Raw genomic sequence first — 17,808 nt, forward strand, 5'->3', positions numbered from 1 at the left:
CTGCAAGCAGTGCCTGCCCATTACTTCACGTCGCCCACCTTGATGAGATATTCGGCAATCTGAACAGCGTTCAGTGCGGCACCCTTGCGAATCTGGTCGCCGGTGAGCCACAGCGTGTTGCCGTTGTCGTCGGCAAGATCCTTGCGCACACGGCCCACATACACATCGTCGTGGCCGGCACTCTCCAGAGGCATCGGATATACATAGTTCTGAGGGTCGTCTTCGAGGGTTACTCCCGGCGCTGCCTTCAGTGCCTGGCGGATTTCCTCCACGGTGAGCGGACGCTCGGTCTCGAACCACACGCTCTCTGAATGTGAGCGCAATGACGACACGCGCACACAGGTGGCACTCGTGCGTACATCGGAGTGCATTATCTTGCGTGTCTCGTTATACATTTTCATCTCCTCCTTGGTATAGTCGTTAGGAGTCATCTTGTCTATCTGCGGAATCACGTTATAGGCAAGCTGATGAGGGAATTTCTCCACGTGTGTGGTGCTGCCCGTCTCCAGGATGTCCCTGTATTGCTGCTCCAGCTCCGCCATGGCAGCCGCTCCTGCTCCCGAAGCACTCTGGTATGAGGCGATGTGTATCTTTCTGATGTGACTCAGCTTGTCGATGGGGTTCAGCACCACCACCATCATTATCGTGGTGCAGTTGGGGTTGGCGATAATGCCGCGCGGACGCTTCAGGGCATCCTCGGCATTCACTTCAGGCACTACCAGAGGCACGTCGTCGCACATGCGGAAGGCACTGGAATTGTCGATCATCACGCAACCGTATTTCGTTATGGTGCCGGCAAACTCTTCTGATGTGCTGCCGCCGGCCGAGGTGAAGGCGATGTCGATATCCTTGAAGTCATCGTTGTGCTGAAGAAGCTTCACCTCATATTCCTTGCCCTTGAAGGTGTATTTTCTGCCTGCCGAACGCTCAGAACCGAACAACACGAGGTCGTCCATAGGGAAATCTCTCTCAGCAAGGATACGCAGGAACTCCTGCCCCACGGCACCGCTTGCGCCTACTATTGCTACTTTCATATCTACTTTTTAATTTGATTTGTGTTTAATAATCGCACGTTTATCTTAATTATTATTGCAAAATTACAACTTTCGATGTACATCTCGCCAATTCTAACATTTTTTTTGCACCTTTGCATTAAATTTAGTGCATTATGATACCGGATACTTTCAATTACCTGCCTATTACAGACCCGACAATGATTTTCTTCGTCGTGCTCTTCATAATCCTCGCGGCACCTATCGTGATGGGGAAACTGCGCATTCCACACATCGTGGGAATGGTGCTCGCAGGTGTGGTAGTGGGCAAATACGGTCTGAACATTCTGGAGCGCGACAGCAGCTTCGAACTGTTCGGGAAGGTGGGACTTTACTATATCATGTTTCTCGCCGGACTGGAGATGGACATCGAGGGACTGAAGAGCAACGGCAAGAAGGTGGCGCTGTTCGGACTGCTCACCTTCCTGCTGCCTTTCGCACTGACCTACTGGGCGAGCAGCTCGCTGCTCAACTATAACCCCACGGCAACGCTGCTCATCAGCAGCATCATGGCATCAAACACGCTCATCGCCTACCCTATCGTATGCAAATACGGACTGCAACGTCATGTCAGCGTGACACTGTGTGTGGGGGCTTCGATGATAGCCCTGACGCTGGCGCTGGTGGTGCTGGCAGCCATAGTGGGTTCGTTCGGCAGCGGCGCCGGAGTGGGATTCTGGTGCCTGTTCCTGCTGAAGATATTCCTGTTTGTGGCAGGCGGACTAATGCTGCTGCCGAGGATGGCACGATGGTTTCTGAGGCGGTATTCGGATGCCGTGGCGCAGTATATTTTCGTGATGGCGCTGATGTTCCTCAGTGCGGCGGTATCGGGGTTCATCGGACTGGAAGGGGTGTTCGGAGCGTTCTTCGCCGGACTGATTCTGAACCGCTACATACCCCACGTGTCGCCGCTGATGAACAGACTGGAGTTCACGGGCAATGCGCTCTTCATACCATATTTCCTCATCGGAGTGGGAATGCTGATAAACGTGAGGGTGCTGTTCACTGGATGGCACACTGTTTTCGTGATATTCTGCATCATATTCTTCGGCACGCTGGGCAAAGGACTGGCGGCATACGTCATGAAGGGCGTGTTCAGGATGCCATGGTCTAACGGCAACATGATGTTCGGACTCACATCGTCGCATGCCGCCGGATCTATCGCCATCGTGATGGTGGGAATGAAACTGCAGACCACACCGGGCGAATATCTCGTTGACTCCGACATGCTCAACGCCGTGGTGATAATGATTCTCTTCACGTGTGTCTTCGGATCGATGATGACCGACAACGCCTCGCAGAAGATAACGCTGACCGAGGGACTGGCGTCTGAAAGCGAAGGGAAGAACGACGACGAGAAGATTCTCGTGCCGCTGAGATCGGGCGGACAGATAGAGACGCTGATGAGCATGGCGCTCATGATGCACAACAACAAGCTGAACCGCGGACTGATAGGTCTCAACGTGGTGTATGACGACGAGAACAGCCAGAAATTCCAGGCGCTCGGAAAGCGCACACTGGAGGAAGCGGCGAAGATGGCAAGTGCCGTAGACGTGAGGATGCTCACGCAGAGCCGGCTCGCAACAAACATCACAAACGGCATCATACACGCCTTCAAGGAGTATGACGCATCGGAAATAATAATGGGACTGCACGAGAAGAAGACCGACGGCGACAAGTTCTGGGGGATATTCACACCAGACCTCGTGAACCAGCTGAACAGGCAGATTATACTATGCCGGTGCAACAGGCCGCTGAACACGCTGAGGAGAATTCTTGTGGCGGTGCCGTCGAGAGTGGAGTTCGAACAGGGTTTCTACCGCTGGATAGAGAGGCTGGCGAGACTGGCTGAAAACCTGAGCTGCCGGATAATATTCCACGGAAGGATAGAATCGACATCGCTCATCAATGAATATATACGCAACCAGCACCCGGGAGTGAGGGCAGAATATGTATTGATGGAACACTGGAAGGAATTCACACAGCTGGCGCAGCAGATGAGCAGCGACCACATGCTCGTGGTGATTTCGGCAAGACAGGGCACGGTGTCATACAAACCGGTGTTCGAACGGCTGCCGCTGGAGCTATACCGACACTACCACGAGCATAACCTGATGGTGGTGTTCCCCGACCAGAACGGACAGTCGCCAGAGGACATGACATTCACGGCACCACAGCATCACTCCGTTGACAGCGCTTACTCTTCGATAGTAAACTGGGTGATGAATAAGATAGACAAAGGACGCTCCGACGCATCATGACAAGCCACGGGAGGAAACGGAAGACAACAATAAACCGACAATTATAACAGACAATGATCGACATAAAGAATATCACAAAGAGCTTCGGTTCACTGCAGGTGCTCAAGGGCATCGACCTGCATATAGACAAAGGAGAGGTGGTGAGCATCGTGGGACCGAGCGGTGCGGGAAAGTCCACACTGCTCCAGATAATCGGTACGCTCGACTCGCCTGACAGCGGGGAGATAATGATTGACGGAGTGGACGTGAGAAGACTGAACCAGAAGAAGCTCTCCGACTTCCGCAACAGAAACATCGGCTTCGTGTTCCAGTTTCATCAGCTGCTGCCAGAATTCACGGCGCTTGAGAATATCATGATTCCTGCCTTCATAGCGGGAATGTCGAAAAGCGAGGCTAAGAAACGTGGCATGGAACTGCTGGACTTCATGGGACTCGCCGACCGCGCCAAGCATAAGCCCAACGAACTGTCAGGCGGAGAGAAGCAGCGTGTGGCAGTGGCAAGGGCTCTGGTGAACAACCCGGCTGTGGTGCTCGCCGATGAACCGTCGGGAAGCCTCGACTCCAAGAACAAGGCGGAGCTGCATCAGCTCTTCTTCGACCTGCGCGACAAGACGGGACAGACTTTCATCATCGTGACCCACGACGAACAGCTGGCAAGCATCACCGACCGCACGATAAAGATGAGGGACGGTATGCTGGAGAAGGAAACGGAACCGAAGGCATCACAGGATGCTGAAACTGACGCAGAAACGGAAATGCCGGCATCACAGAATTCAGGAACAGAAGTGAGAACGGATGCGGAAACGGGAAGCGAGTCAGGAAAGTAAACGAAAAAGAAGAAAAAGCGACAAACTATGAAAGGAATAAAATTAGGCGAAATGAACACCATGAAGGTGGTGAAGGAAGTGGACTTCGGCATGTATCTCGACGGTGGCGACGAGGGTGAAATCCTGTTGCCAACACGCTACGTGCCGGAGGGCTGCAAACCGGGCGACACTCTCGACGTGTTCGTATATCTCGACCAGGACGAGCGTCCCGTAGCCACCACGCTGACACCGAAGGCGATGGTGGGCGAGTTTGCTTACCTCGAAGTGGCTTGGACAAACCAGTTCGGAGCATTTCTCGACTGGGGACTGATGAAGGACCTCTTCTGCCCCTTCCGCGAACAGAAGATGAAGATGGTGAGGGGCAACTCGTATATCGTACACATACACCTCGACAAGGAGAGCTACCGCATCATGGCTTCGGCAAAGGTGGAGCGCTATCTCAGCGAGGAGACTCCCGACTACAGACACGGAAAGGAGGTGGACCTGCTGGTATGGCAGAAGACGGATCTGGGATTCAAGGTGATTATAGACAACAAATACGGCGGACTGGTATACAAGGACCAGATATTCAAATATATCCACACCGGCGACCGCATGAAGGGATATATCGGCACCGTGCGTCCTGACGGCAAGATCGACGTTACGCTGCAGCCAACGGGAAAGAAGCTGTCGAGAGAATTTTCCGACGCCCTGCTCGACTACCTCAAGGAGAACAACGGCTACTGCAACCTTGGCGACAAGAGCAACGCAGAAGATATCTACGACCGCTTCCAGGTGAGCAAGAAGACTTTCAAGAAGGCTATAGGCGACTTGTATAAGCGCCATATCATAACGCTGGAAGAGGGCGGCATGGGTATCGTATTGGTGGAGAAATAGAGGGATAACCGACTGGAACGACACTACGATAAGGATTACCGCAAAATTCCCCCACAGCGTGGGGAACAACACCCCCTAATGTGGGGTTTCATTCCCCACGCTGTGGGGGAAAATCCGGACATATATTTCTGTCGGCGTAATTGTATGGATAATGGATTTAAAACGAAACGGCCATCAGGACATTCAATGTAGTATTTTTATCCCTAATGAACTAAAAAGCCTGGGATATCGCAAGCGGTGCGATTCCCAGGCTTCATTATTAATAGTCTTAAAGAAAAGTATGTACGGAGTTGATTAGAACTCTGCCGTCTTAGGTGTCCTTGGGAAAGGAATCACGTCGCGGATGTTCTGCATACCTGTGACGAAGAGGATGAGACGCTCGAAACCGAGTCCGAAACCACCGTGAGGACATGTTCCGTACTTACGTGTGTCGAGATACCACCACATATCCTTCATCGGGATATGACGCTCATTGATTTCTGCCGTCAGCTTCTCAAGGCTCTCCTCACGTACGGAACCGCCGATAATCTCGCCGATATGCGGGAAGAGAACGTCGGTGCCCTGAACGGTCTGGCCGCTCTTGCCGCCGAATCCAGACTCCTCATCGTCTATCTTCATATAGAATGCCTTGATAGCCTTAGGATAGTTTGTCATGATGACAGGCTTCTTGAAGTATTCCTCCACGAGGTAGCGCTCATGCTCAGAAGCGAGGTCGTCGCCCCACTCGCATGGGAACTCGAACTTTCTGCCCTTGGCGATGGCGTCCTGCAGAATCTTGATACCCTCGGTGTATGGCAGACGTACGAAGTCTGACTCGAGAACGCCCTTCAGACGCTCGATGAGTCCCTTGTCTATCATCTTGTTGAGGAACTCCAGGTCGTCCTGACAATGCTCGAGAGCCCAGCGGATACAATATTTGATGAAGTCTTCCTCAAGGTCCATCAGGTCGGCGAGGTCGATGAATGCCACCTCCGGCTCCACCATCCAGAACTCTGCAAGGTGGCGTGGAGTGTTGGAATTCTCTGCACGGAAGGTAGGTCCGAAGGTATAGATAGCGCCGAGAGCCGTTGCTCCAAGCTCACCCTCGAGCTGTCCGCTCACCGTAAGCGATGTCTGCTTTCCGAAGAAGTCGTCATCATACTTTATCTTGCCGTCCTCGTCCTTCTTCAGGTCGTAGAGGTTCTTTGTGGTAACCTGGAACATCTGTCCGGCTCCCTCGCAGTCGCTCGCCGTGATGATAGGAGAATGGAAATAGAAGAATCCATGCTCATGGAAATATGTGTGTATAGCCATCGCCATGTTATGACGGATGCGCATCACGGCACCGAAAGTGTTGGTACGCAGACGCATGTGGGCATACTGACGCATATACTCGAAGCTCTGTCCCTTCTTCTGCATCGGATAGTCGCTGCCGCAAAGACCATACACCTCGAGGCTCTCACACTGGATCTCTACCGTCTGACCGGCACCCTGGCTCTCAACGAGAACACCGGTGGCGCTGATGCACGAACCTGTGGTGATCTGCTTGAGCATCTCGGCATCAAACTTTGATGGGTCTACTACAACCTGTATATTCTTTATCGTAGAACCGTCGTTAAGGGCGATGAAGTCTACAGCCTTGCTGCTGCGGTGTGTCCTAACCCAGCCTTTCACGTTGACCGTTGAACCGAAATCGGTGAGCTTCAACGCGTCAACAACTTTTGTTCTTTTCATATTGAGTTGATTTCTTGTTGTTTTGCTATTCTTTGTCACAGCTGCCGGATGTGACAATCCGCCGCTGTGAAGAAAAACTCAGAAAGCCCAGAGTCCTTCTCTGAGCCTTCCTTATAGTTGTATTCGATTATTCGAACGCTCCCATGCGCAGCATGTCAACCTCCTTCTCGGTGAGGAAGCGCCAGTCGCCACGACGCAGGTTCTTCTTTGTGAGTCCAGCAAACTGCACGCGGTCGAGCTTAACCACTCTATAGCCGAGGCTTTCGAAGATACGGCGCACGATACGGTTGCGGCCGCTGTGGATCTCGATGCCCACCTGGCTCTTGTCTGTAGGATGAGCATACTCGATGGCGTCTGCATGCACCTCACCGTCGTCGAGAGTGATGCCCTCGGCAATCTGCTGCATGTCGTGAGCAGTGACGTTCTTGTCGAGGTATACGTGGTAGACCTTCTTCTTCAAGAACTTAGGATGTGTGAGCTTGCTGGCGAGGTCACCGTCGTTGGTGAGCAGAAGCACACCGGTGGTGTTTCTGTCGAGGCGTCCTACAGGATAGATACGCTCAGGACAAACGTTCTTCACGAGGTCCATCACAGTCTTGCGCTGCTGTGGGTCGTCGCTTGTTGTAACATAGTCCTTTGGCTTGTTGAGGAGCACGTAGACCTTCTTCTCGAGAGACACGTTCTGGTCGTGGAACTTGATCTCGTCGCTGCGCTTCACCTTTGTACCGAGCTCTGTGACTACCTGTCCGTTGACGGTAACCACACCTGCCTGGATGAATGCGTCGGCCTCACGACGGCTGCAAACGCCGGCGTTGGCGAGGAACTTGTTCAGACGTACCGGTGCATCCGGGTCTACGTTGACTTCCTTATATTCTATTCTCTTCTTGAGACTGTACTTTGCATTTGGATCGTAGTCGGCTGTGCGAGGACGATAGCCACCCTGACGGTTGCCATAACCGCCCTGACCGCCACGCTGCTGATAGCCACCCTGACGGTTGCCATAACCGCCCTGGCCGCCGCGCTGCTGATAACCGCCCTGACGGTTGCCATAACCGCCCTGACCGCCGCGCTGCTGATAACCGCCCTGACGGTTGCCATAACCGCCCTGACCGCCGCGCTGCTGATAACCGCCACGCTGCTGGTAGCCGCCGTTGTCGCCGTCCTGGTTGTAGCGAGGACGATAGCCGCCCTGACCGCCACGCTGCTGATAGCCGCCGTTGTCACCGTCCTGATTGTAGCGAGGACGATAGCCGCCCTGACCGCCACGCTGCTGATAGCCGCCGTTGTCGCCGTCCAGGTTGTAGCGAGGACGATAGCCGCCCTGACCGCCACGCTGCTGGTAGCCGCCGTTGTCGCCGCCCTGGTTGTAGCGAGGACGATAGCCGCCCTGACCGCCACGCTGCTGGTAGCCGCCGCCGTTGTTGTCGTGCTGCAAACCTGCACCGAAACCTTCCGGACGGAAGCCGCCGTCATTGTTGTTGTCATAGCTACGATTTGTGCTGTAGGCGCGCTGGGCTCCGCCGATACGAGGACGCATGGTACGTCCGCCGTTGCTGCGATAGCCTCCACCTTGATAATCATTCGAGCGATAGCCCTCGCGGCCACCCCCGTTACTCTGTGCGGATATGTTCTCCGTCTTGTTGTCGAATTCTTCTGCCATAATAATTAATAGTTGTTTGTTGAAATAGCCTCACGGCTGTAAATAAAAAGATATTGTTTATAATCAGATGCCAGTGTATGAGTGTGGCGTGATAGCCATCAGCTCAGCCTTCACGGCATCACTGACATTAAGAGTCTTGATGAACTCATGGATTGTCTCCTCCGTCATTGTCTCATTGGTACGGGTGAGGGCCTTGAGTGCCTCATAAGGATGTGGGTAAGCCTCGCGACGCAATACTGTCTGTATCGCCTCAGCCACCACCGCCCATGTGTTGTCGAGGTCTTCGCTTATCTTATGTTCGTTGAGGATGAGCTTGCGGAGTCCCTTGAGGGTGCTCTGCATTGCAATCATGCCGTGGCCCATCGGTACGCCTACGTTGCGGAGCACCGTAGAGTCGGTGAGGTCGCGCTGCAGACGGCTTACAGGGAGCTTCTGAGCCAGGAACTGGAGTATTGCGTTTGCCATTCCCATGTTGCCCTCGCTGTTCTCGAAGTCGATAGGATTCACCTTGTGTGGCATAGCGCTTGAGCCTACTTCGCCTGCCTTTATCTTCTGCTTGAAGTATTCCATTGAGATATACATCCAGAAGTCGCGGTCGAGGTCGATGATTATAGTGTTGATACGGCGCAAAGCGTCGAACACGGCACCGAGGCAATCGTAGTTGCTGATCTGTGTGGTGTACTGCTCACGCTCCAGACCGAGCTTTTCGCTTACGAACTTGTTGCCGAACTCGCGCCAGTCGTATTCCGGATAAGCCACGTGGTGGGCGTTGAAGTTTCCGGTAGCACCTCCGAACTTGGCTGTCATAGGACAAGCCTTGAGCATCTCCACCTGTTTGTCGAGACGATATGCGAAGACCATGATTTCCTTGCCCAGACGGGTTGGAGAAGCCGGCTGACCGTGGGTCTTGGCGAGCATAGGCACGTCTTTCCACTCCTCAGCATAGGTCTTCAGCTGTTCTGTCAGTTCCTCAATCTGCGGGATGTAGACCTCGTTGAGGGCATCCTTGATGGAGAGAGGCACGGATGTGTTGTTAATATCCTGCGATGTGAGTCCGAAGTGAATGAACTCCTTGTATTTCTCGAAATCTCCGAGTTTGTCGAGCTGTTCCTTGATATAATATTCCACGGCCTTCACGTCGTGGTTGGTTATCTTCTCGATATCCTTGACGCGCGATGCGCCCTCCTCGTCAAACTTGCGGTAGATGTCGCGGAGGCTGTCGAAATGTTTGTGATCGAAGTCTGCCAGCTGTGGCAAAGGCAATTCGCAAAGCGTTATGAAATATTCGATTTCCACACGGATGCGGTATTTTATCAAAGCATACTCTGAGAAATAATCTGCCAATTTCTCTGTTTTTCCTCTATAGCGGCCGTCGATTGGTGATACGGCTGTCAATGCGTCAAGTGTCATAATTTAAAAAAGTAATACGTATTTGGCTGCAAATTTACTAATTAATATTTTTATTTCCTATCTATATGAGATAAATGTATCATAAAAATTGTTGCTTTCTTGGGTTTATTTGAAAAAAATGGCATTAGAACAAGAATAATGTTATGGTTTTCAATTCAATATTCAACATTCATTATTGACCGCAAATAAAGCTGAATGCCCCCAATGGCAGCAGTTCTTGGACGGGAAAGTAACCGGCTTCAGCCCCCACCTGTCCTCCCCCGTTGGGGAGGGAATGGTTTGCTTGCAGCTGCCCCCTAAGAATCACCATGACACGAAGAGTAGTCTTTGAACCCAAATCGCTTTCTATGTTAATATCCAAATGTTTTGACCATTATTTTCAATTTATGCTGAGATTTTATATTCAGGGGTGAATGTTTGGCGATTTCTGACCATGGCTGTGACCAAATGTACAAGTTTGTTCTTGACATTGTTCAGTGCAACCTGCTTCTTCTTTCCTCGTTCTACGAGGCGCATGTAGTACCTCGCCATAATGGGATTGAAGTTGACGGCAGCTAGTGCCGCTTGCGTCAGCATGGCCTTTATCTGGCGGTTAGCCATATAATGTACATGCGGATCGGAATGCACACTGGTTCCCGAATCTTTGCCAAATGGAGCTAGGCCGTAATAGCAGGCAATCTTGCGTGAGTCGTAGTTGAAACGCCGGAAGTTGTCGGTGTACACCATCAGGCACACAGCGTTCTGCGTTCCTATGCCAGGCACCGAGGTCACGATGGTGAACACCTCGGTGAGTTCCTCGTCCGACTTGATGAGATCGGCAATGCGCTTATCTATCTTCTCTATCTCCTTATTGAGTTCAGAGACGATGTGCCGTCCGCTCTGCGAAATCATTGTCTTGACTGGCGACTTCTCCATAGTGAGTCGCTTTTCGCCTCTACGCACCTGGAAACTGCATCTGTGTCTTACGATCATCTGACGGTATAGGAACAGCTCACGCAGTTGTGTAAGCGACTCGCTAAGAGGCTCGTACATAACGGCTTTATCGTAATTCCTCATGGCGTATTCTGCAATCATCGAGGCGTCAGCACGGTCAGACTTCAATCGTCTAAGACCAGATGCGTCTTTGATGCTCTTTGCGTTCTCAAGCCACATGTCGTAGCCTTTACCGTAGAGGAAGTTGCACAGTCCCTTGCTGTAGTCGCCCGTGTTCTCGCCACAGAAGAGCCACAAGGACGAGTCGATACCGCAGGAATTCTGCTCAACCCACTTGACCAACTGCCTATAGCCAGACACGGTTGTCTTGAACTCGTTGAACACTCTAGCAGCGGTTTCTGCCAGTCCGTCTGCAAAAAGGATAGCCACATCAACTTTTTCTTTCGAAAAATCAACTCCGATAAATAAATTCTTCATAACTTTGTACGAGTTATATTGTGTAGAATTGGTCAATAGTTGTATGGACTAACACTCTAACAAGGCTCAGAGCCGATAACTTTCTATCTGGTCTTTGCAACTATGTCGATGAGGACCTAAACGATTTATAGCTTTACGGCTGGGTCATTAGCTGGTTTACCTCTTCGACAGACCGATTCTACCTTTTTACAACAAAGGTACGAAACTGTCTTTAGCAATCATAGTTTTACCTTGATTATTTTGGAGTTTATGCGACTTCGTCGCAATCTTCTGCAAACTTAGAGGTCATTAGGCCGTTTATTGTATTTTTTAATTACTGCTTGCAGTCTTTTGTTTTTTATAAGGCGTCTTTTGTCTGTTTTTAATTCGCAATAGCTCGCTATTACTCATTAAAAGCCAAACAAAATCCACTCTTCTAAAAGAACAAAATCCAAGCAAGCCCTAACGACCGATTCGGGTTGAACTGAAAAAGTGTATCAAGAAACGGGACGGTCCCGAACTTGATACACTTTAAAGTATTGCGAGAAGTTTCCTAACTGATAGAGAAAACTATCAGGTTATGAAACGATGCGCTTTTTATCTGATTAGTAAGCGACGCACTGATATCTGATTAGTAAGCGATACGCTTTACGAACTGCTGGGCGCCCTCACCCTTCACTACGTAGATGCCGTGAGAGAGAGATGTTGGAGCAACCTGTGTTCCGTCGAGGGTATAAACCTTAACGTTTCCGTTGTAACCGTCAACAACGAGGTTGCCGTTCTGGATGCGTACCACTGGTGAAGCGGCATTCTCTGTTGTCTCGATGCAGTCTGCAGAGTTAGCGCCGACGTGTGCCTCAGCAGCGTTGTCTACATAACCTGTGAGAGAGTCGATGAGGATAGCGATAGCGTTGAGGTTCTTCTTGTTCTGAACTGTTGAAGGAATAGGAATCTGAACGTTGTAGTTGATTACCTCGTTGAGGTTGAACTCTGTGGGAATGCTTCCCTCGATACCCTCATAACCGAAGGTAGCACGGGCAACATGCTGCAATGGGTCGCTTACATAGCTGCCCTTGTTCTCCCAGCCCCCCATCTCGCCGTATGAGCCACCTGAGAAGTTGTTTGCCTGGCTATAACCTGTCACATTGTCCTCAGTGAGGATAAAACCAAGCTTGTAGCGTGCACCTGCCTTCTTGATGAGAGGAGTTACCATTGCTGTAACGTCAACAGATTTCTCGTCTGCAGAGAGCTTAGACTCTACATCGATGTGCATCTCTGGAGTAATCTTGCTGAGGTTCTTCAGGATTACCTCCAGGTTGTCGCCTGATGGAGTTGTCGAGTTCTGGCGCATTACTGTAGAGCCAGGGAAACCGCCGTTGATCAAGCCTTTTACAAATTCCGCATAGTCTGTCGGTGCGAGAGGACCTCTATTGTCAATATAGCAGTGTACTGCAACGCCAACGAACTGTGAAGGATATTTCTCGCTCATATACTGAAATCCTACGATACCACGTGGACAGAAGCCACAACCGATACCGGTCTGCTCCTCAACGAAGAGACGCTTGCCGGGAACGAACTGCAGAACGTTGATGAGAGACTCACCGCTGTTGTTGTCAGCCACCTCGTCGTCCTTGCCGTTTACCTGAAGGATACGCATCTTCACGTCGTGCACGCCAAGAGCCAGATTAGCCTCCGGGTCAGTGAATGTAACGACTGCGTCCTTACCTGTAAGGATGCTTATCTTGCCGCTCTCGGCTGTCTTCTCCTCGCCACCGTCGATAGAGTAAGCCACGCTGAGCTTCGTGATCTTGGTATAGCACTGGTTCTTTACTGTAGCAGAGAGTGTTGCTGGCTCGCCGACTGTAGAAACTGTGCTGTTTGCAGATATCAGACAAGCGTCCAGTGGCACCTTTTCACCGCTGATACGAGCGTCGAGACAAAGCACTGGAGACTTTGTTTCGCCCTCTGCAGCATAGTTCTTCCATCCGTCGCCGAGGTCAGCCCAGCAACCGTTCTCGTTGTACACGTTAGAAACGGCAACGATAGGAGCTGTACCTGTCACTTCATAACCTACGTAGAAGCCCTCTTCTCCGCTGATCTGAAACTTTTCTGTTGTCTGCACGTCGTTAGTTCCGCTATATGCTGCGTCTGATGTACCTGTAACGTCATAAGAGTTGAGGTCTTTGGTGATAAACACCTTCAGAGTGGTGGATCTTGATGCGAGACCCACTCTCACCTTATTGATGTAGCATCCCTTGTAGCGGCTTGCCACTTCTGCCGGAATGTAGATAGCACACTTAGCTGATGTGTTCTCCGTGAGCACACCAGTCTGTGTGGTTGTGCCGTAGCCGAAGAAGCAATACTGATCGGCAAGCGCTACGGTAACTGACATGAGCACTGCCATGAGGATCAATGATAGTCTTTTCATTTTTAAGTTCTTATAGATTAAATATAGGATTAATTATTTCACTAACACTTTCTTTGTCATTGTATTTCCGTCTTTCACCACTCTCACCACATAGAGTCCGCTCTTGAGGTTGGCATTCTCCACCTGCTCGCCGTTCGCGGTATAAACGCTCAGAGCGCCGTCGGCGATGATACTGCCGTTGGCAACGGCGATGTTTGGCGATGCGGTGTCCTGTACATCGGCTATCGACGAGGTGCCGCCGGTGATCTGTGCCTCGCAGGCATTGATAATCTCGCCGCTGATAGAGTTGAAGAGCAGGGCGATGATATTGAGCTTGGTATTATCGGCGATGTTACCCGGCAATTCGAGCACCTTTCTATACTCCACCGGTTCGAAGGCAGTAACGCTTGACGGGAAACTTCCGTACACGCCGTTGTAGTCGTAGATGGCACGTGCCACATGGGTCGGCGGAACAGCAGTGGTATAGCTACCGTAGTTCTCCCATCCGTCCATGGAGCCGTGGCCGCCTCCGGCATAGTAGTTCTTCTGTTCGTATCCCTTGTCGCAGACATCATTCTCTGTCACGACGAATGCCCAACGGTAGTTGGCAAGCGACTGTGAGTTGACGAACTCTGCAGTAGCGACAGCCTCCACCTGGTTCTGTGTTCCGGGCACGATGCTGCCCTTCACCGTAACGTCCACGTCGCTCTTCAATCCAAGATAATTGATATATGTAATTGTTCCTGATGTAGATGTTGGAGAGTCTACGTTATAGTTGCGGTTGAGCTTGCTGACTGGGGTATAGGCGAAAGCGAACTCACTGTAAGAAGGGGCATAGAGTGATGTGAAAAAGTCACCATACACCTCTATACCGATGAAGTTGTCCGGATATTTCTCATACAGGCGTTTCATGGCGACACCTGCTCCGGGGCACCATCCGCAGTCGAGGGACGTATATGTCTCAAGCACATGACGGCGCACAGGTATCTTCTGCTTCACGTTCACTGTAGTGGTAACGGTATTGTTGCCAGCATAGGCATCGTCGGCAGTGCCGAATTTGGTCAGCGTGATGCTCACGGTGTGTGTGCCTACGCTTGTGAACGGGTCGAGTTCCACCTTGAAAGAGTTCTCCACGTTAGGTCCAACGTTTATCTTTGATATCTCCTCCGTCTTCTGCTCCACTCCATCAATGCTGATGAGGAGAGAATATTTCTTTGTGAAGTTGGGACTGAAAGAGATGTAGCGTCCAGTCAGCGTCAGTGTCTTGCCGAGTTCCACCTCTGCTCCCTCCTGCAGAGTGAGCAGCGCTGCGTCGTTAGGCAGTTCCTTTGAGTCGCCTGCAATCATTGCGCGGATATTCAGCGTCTTGTTCTGCGAAGCATAGTTCTGCCATGATCCGCCGATGTTCACCCAGCAGCCATCCTGGCTCTTCAGGTTGCAGCATCCCAGGGCATTTGCAGATCCGCTGTATGTATAGCCCACATAGAAGGCGTCACCGTCTATCGTATATGGGGCGTCGAATTCAATTTCATTGTCACCCTTGCCTACGTTTGATTTCGTGGCAGAGGCGAGGTTGGTTCCTCCGAGTGTTTTCGTGGCGAATACGGTCACGCTGCTTGCGTCGGCAGCAAGTCCTGCCATAACGCCTTTCAGAGTGAAACCTTTGTAGAGCTGTGCCACTTCGGCAGGAATGTAGATGGCACCGCCGGTAGATGAACTCATGCCGAACTCACCGTCGATGTCTGTTGTGCTATATCCCCATTTGATCACTCTTTCCACTGCAAGTGCTGATGTGGAGAAGAGCAAGAGAAAAATGAATATAAGTAAGTTTTTTCTCATTGTGAAAGTATTGTTAGTTATTACAAATAAAGGTAATGTCTTCTTGTGTCAATAAGCATAACTTGAGACGAGCAAGTTGACTGTGTCTGTACGTGTGTTTGGGGAATAAGCCCCAGGGAATTTTCACCCTGGAGCTTAGACTTGTATCTGTAGCTGACGGAAAACTGATTATCCGTCGCTTTTCGTTCTTCTGATCATCCACTCCGCCGGATTCTGCAATCACTTGCGGCGCGGATCATTCATCACGTGGTCGTTCATATTACTTCACTACAACCTTGACAGCAGACTGCTGCTTGCCGTCAGAAACTGTAACGATGTACATACCCTTAGGCAGGTTCTTGCCAGTGAAGCTACGGCCGGAGAGGTCGTGAACGCCAACCAGTGTGTTGCCGTTGATAGCCTCAACGTTGCCGTCGGTCACTGTTACCATAGAGTCTGGGGTGAGGACTACAGAACTGATGCCTGAAGACACCTGTACCTTAGACTCGCGGCTGTTGTAGAGCTGGTAAACCTTGTTTGTAGGATCGTAGTTGCTCAGGAATGAAACGACGCGCATGTTTGCGAGGTTCCATTTGGGATCAACGGCGATGCTGTACTCCTTGCTTGCAGAGTAGCTGCTGATGTCCACCTTGTCACCCCAAACGTCCTCGCTGAGCACGGCACGGATAACACCGTCCTGGATATACTCACCGCTTACGCCCTTCTGCTCTGTGCTCACGATACCATCCTCAACGAGCCATGTAGTGAGGCGGAGGTCTGTCTGACCAGGCATCACATTAGCCTGAGTGTTCAAGTTCACCTTGACGGTGATAGTGTTGTCAGCCTCGTTGTGCTTTGGACGGACGTTAAGCTCTGCGAACGAAGGAATCAGGTTCACGTTGCCGAGCATAGCTTCAAATGCCACATTGCTCTCTACAAAGTAAGCAGGACCTGGATCTTGCATGCCGAGGAACTTCATACGGTCGAAACAAGCTGCCGGGAAGAATGTTGAAGCACCGCCATAGAGAGAAACATATTTCTTCTCGAAGTCGGTAACGAACTGGTCTATGAAGCCACCTTTAGTCTTGACATGGTGCTTAACCCAGATAACGTTGCTCTGGTCTGCCAGGAACTCCTTGTATGACTCGTCCACAAATTCTGCTTCACTGTAGCCCTCTGATGTGAACTGCTCGAGGAGCACGTTACGACGAAGGATCTGACCGCCCTCGCGATATGCGAAGCTGCTTGAAGTCATATCGTTGTCGGCAACATCCGAATCGTCAACACCGTTCACCTTCTTTACAGTGAGCTTCACGTCGAGGTTACCCTCATGGTTGATCTTCACGCCTGGCACGTCGATAGTGGTGATCTCGTGACTCGGCACGTTGAGGTCGTTCAACACTACGTTGTCAGACTCCTTGCCGTTTACTGATACAGAGAACTCCATGCTCTTCACAGTCTCAGGACTGTAGTTGCGGATCTTAGCCTGATATGTGGCTGGTGAATTGCACTCCACGTAGTAGTCGTTGCCAGAAGAGATGCTGATGAGACCTACGTCACCGTCAGGGAACTTGTCGCCGGAAGCGATACCGCGGATGGCAGCGTTCATATAATATAGCTGTCCGTTCACAGCCGTAGGAAAACTGCTGTTGCTCTGCCAGTAGAAGTCGAGGGCGATGAACGAGTTGCCCTTCTCACCGGAATAACCCATCACGATAGGATCGTCGAAAGCGACGGCGTCGAGGTTCTCGCCTGGTGTAAGGGTGATATAATAACCGAGATAGAGATCCTGGTCTTTCTCGATGGTCACAGAGTTGTTGAACTTGAACTTGTTGTAACCGGAAGCGTAATCCTGTGTAGATACCGAAGTGAGGACATCTCCCTCGATTACCTTGTCAAGATCCTTACATACGAAAGCAGTGAGACCATTGCCACGCTTCACACCCTCTACTGCCTCGTCATTACCGGTTCTTGCACCGAGCACAACCTCTATAGAGTCGATCTTGCAGCCGACATACTTGTTGAGCAGGCTTGCCGGGAGGCGGATAGCCTGACACATGGTGTGAGACACTGGAGTGTCTTCCTCAACCTGTGATACAGGGATACAGTATTTGCCAATGCTCTTATATGTCTCACTCGGACCTAGACGCATACCTGCATCTTTCTTTGTTACTGTTGCCTTGGTGATAACAGCCTGTGGGGCTGGCATCAATGGAGTTCCTGTCATGCCAAACAAGTCCCCCTCAAAGAGGGGAAGACTTGCGATGGATAACAGAAACAACTTATTTCTGTTGTTTCTCATAATGATTATTTATTGATATTAAGTTTTACACTCTGTACATTGCCGTCTGCCGTGCGCACCTTGATGATGTACATACCAACTGGCAGACAACAA

At 51.0% G+C, this 17,808-nt stretch carries 11 protein-coding genes; 3 read left to right on the forward strand and 8 right to left on the reverse strand.

The genetic code is table 11. The features are described from left to right. Positions 1-20 precede the first annotated feature (20 nt). Positions 21-1,034, reverse strand: coding sequence for an aspartate-semialdehyde dehydrogenase (locus tag ACDC99_RS08575; RefSeq protein WP_044073589.1), 1,014 nt, complete (start codon positions 1,032-1,034; stop codon positions 21-23). A gap of 134 nt (positions 1,035-1,168) precedes the next feature. Here ACDC99_RS08575 and ACDC99_RS08580 point away from each other — a divergent pair, with 134 nt between their 5' ends. From ACDC99_RS08580 to ACDC99_RS08590, 3 genes are read left to right on the forward strand one after another with little or no spacing between them, the layout of a single operon-like run. Further along, positions 1,169-3,313, forward strand: coding sequence for a cation:proton antiporter (locus ACDC99_RS08580; protein ID WP_278841616.1), 2,145 nt, complete (start codon positions 1,169-1,171; stop codon positions 3,311-3,313). 53 nt (positions 3,314-3,366) lie between these two features. Then, positions 3,367-4,140 (forward strand): ABC transporter ATP-binding protein, encoded by a 774-nt coding sequence (locus tag ACDC99_RS08585; protein WP_042517380.1) that lies wholly within the window; start codon positions 3,367-3,369, stop codon positions 4,138-4,140. 27 nt (positions 4,141-4,167) lie between these two features. After that, a complete protein-coding gene (locus ACDC99_RS08590) occupies positions 4,168-5,016 on the forward strand; it encodes a CvfB family protein (protein WP_370756578.1) in 849 nt (282 codons plus the stop codon). A gap of 294 nt (positions 5,017-5,310) precedes the next feature. Here the strand turns inward: ACDC99_RS08590 and asnS are convergent, their stop codons facing one another. From asnS to ACDC99_RS08625, 7 genes are all read right to left on the reverse strand, one after another. After that, entirely contained in the window at positions 5,311-6,729 is a 1,419-nt protein-coding gene (asnS, locus tag ACDC99_RS08595) for an asparagine--tRNA ligase (protein WP_370756579.1), read from the reverse strand. 127 nt (positions 6,730-6,856) lie between these two features. After that, positions 6,857-8,389 (reverse strand): pseudouridine synthase, encoded by a 1,533-nt coding sequence (locus tag ACDC99_RS08600; protein ID WP_370756580.1) that lies wholly within the window; start codon positions 8,387-8,389, stop codon positions 6,857-6,859. 63 nt (positions 8,390-8,452) lie between these two features. Further along, entirely contained in the window at positions 8,453-9,799 is a 1,347-nt protein-coding gene (purB, locus tag ACDC99_RS08605) for an adenylosuccinate lyase (RefSeq protein ID WP_370756581.1), read from the reverse strand. Positions 9,800-10,183: 384 nt separating this feature from the next. Further along, on the reverse strand, positions 10,184-11,209 hold the full coding sequence (locus tag ACDC99_RS08610) for an IS110 family RNA-guided transposase (protein ID WP_042517114.1): 1,026 nt from the start codon (positions 11,207-11,209) through the stop codon (positions 10,184-10,186). A gap of 610 nt (positions 11,210-11,819) precedes the next feature. Next, the gene (locus ACDC99_RS08615; protein ID WP_370756582.1) at positions 11,820-13,616 is read right to left on the reverse strand and encodes a hypothetical protein; all 1,797 of its coding nucleotides are present in this window, start codon (positions 13,614-13,616) and stop codon (positions 11,820-11,822) included. A 33-nt stretch (positions 13,617-13,649) separates the two neighbouring features. Further along, positions 13,650-15,434, reverse strand: a complete 1,785-nt coding sequence (locus tag ACDC99_RS08620) for a T9SS type A sorting domain-containing protein (RefSeq protein WP_370756583.1) — start codon at positions 15,432-15,434, stop codon at positions 13,650-13,652. 259 nt (positions 15,435-15,693) lie between these two features. Next, entirely contained in the window at positions 15,694-17,715 is a 2,022-nt protein-coding gene (locus tag ACDC99_RS08625) for an Omp28-related outer membrane protein (protein ID WP_370756584.1), read from the reverse strand. Positions 17,716-17,808: the final 93 nt, after the last annotated feature.

The organism is Prevotella pectinovora, assembly GCF_041323955.1.
Taxonomy (GTDB): domain Bacteria; phylum Bacteroidota; class Bacteroidia; order Bacteroidales; family Bacteroidaceae; genus Prevotella; species Prevotella pectinovora.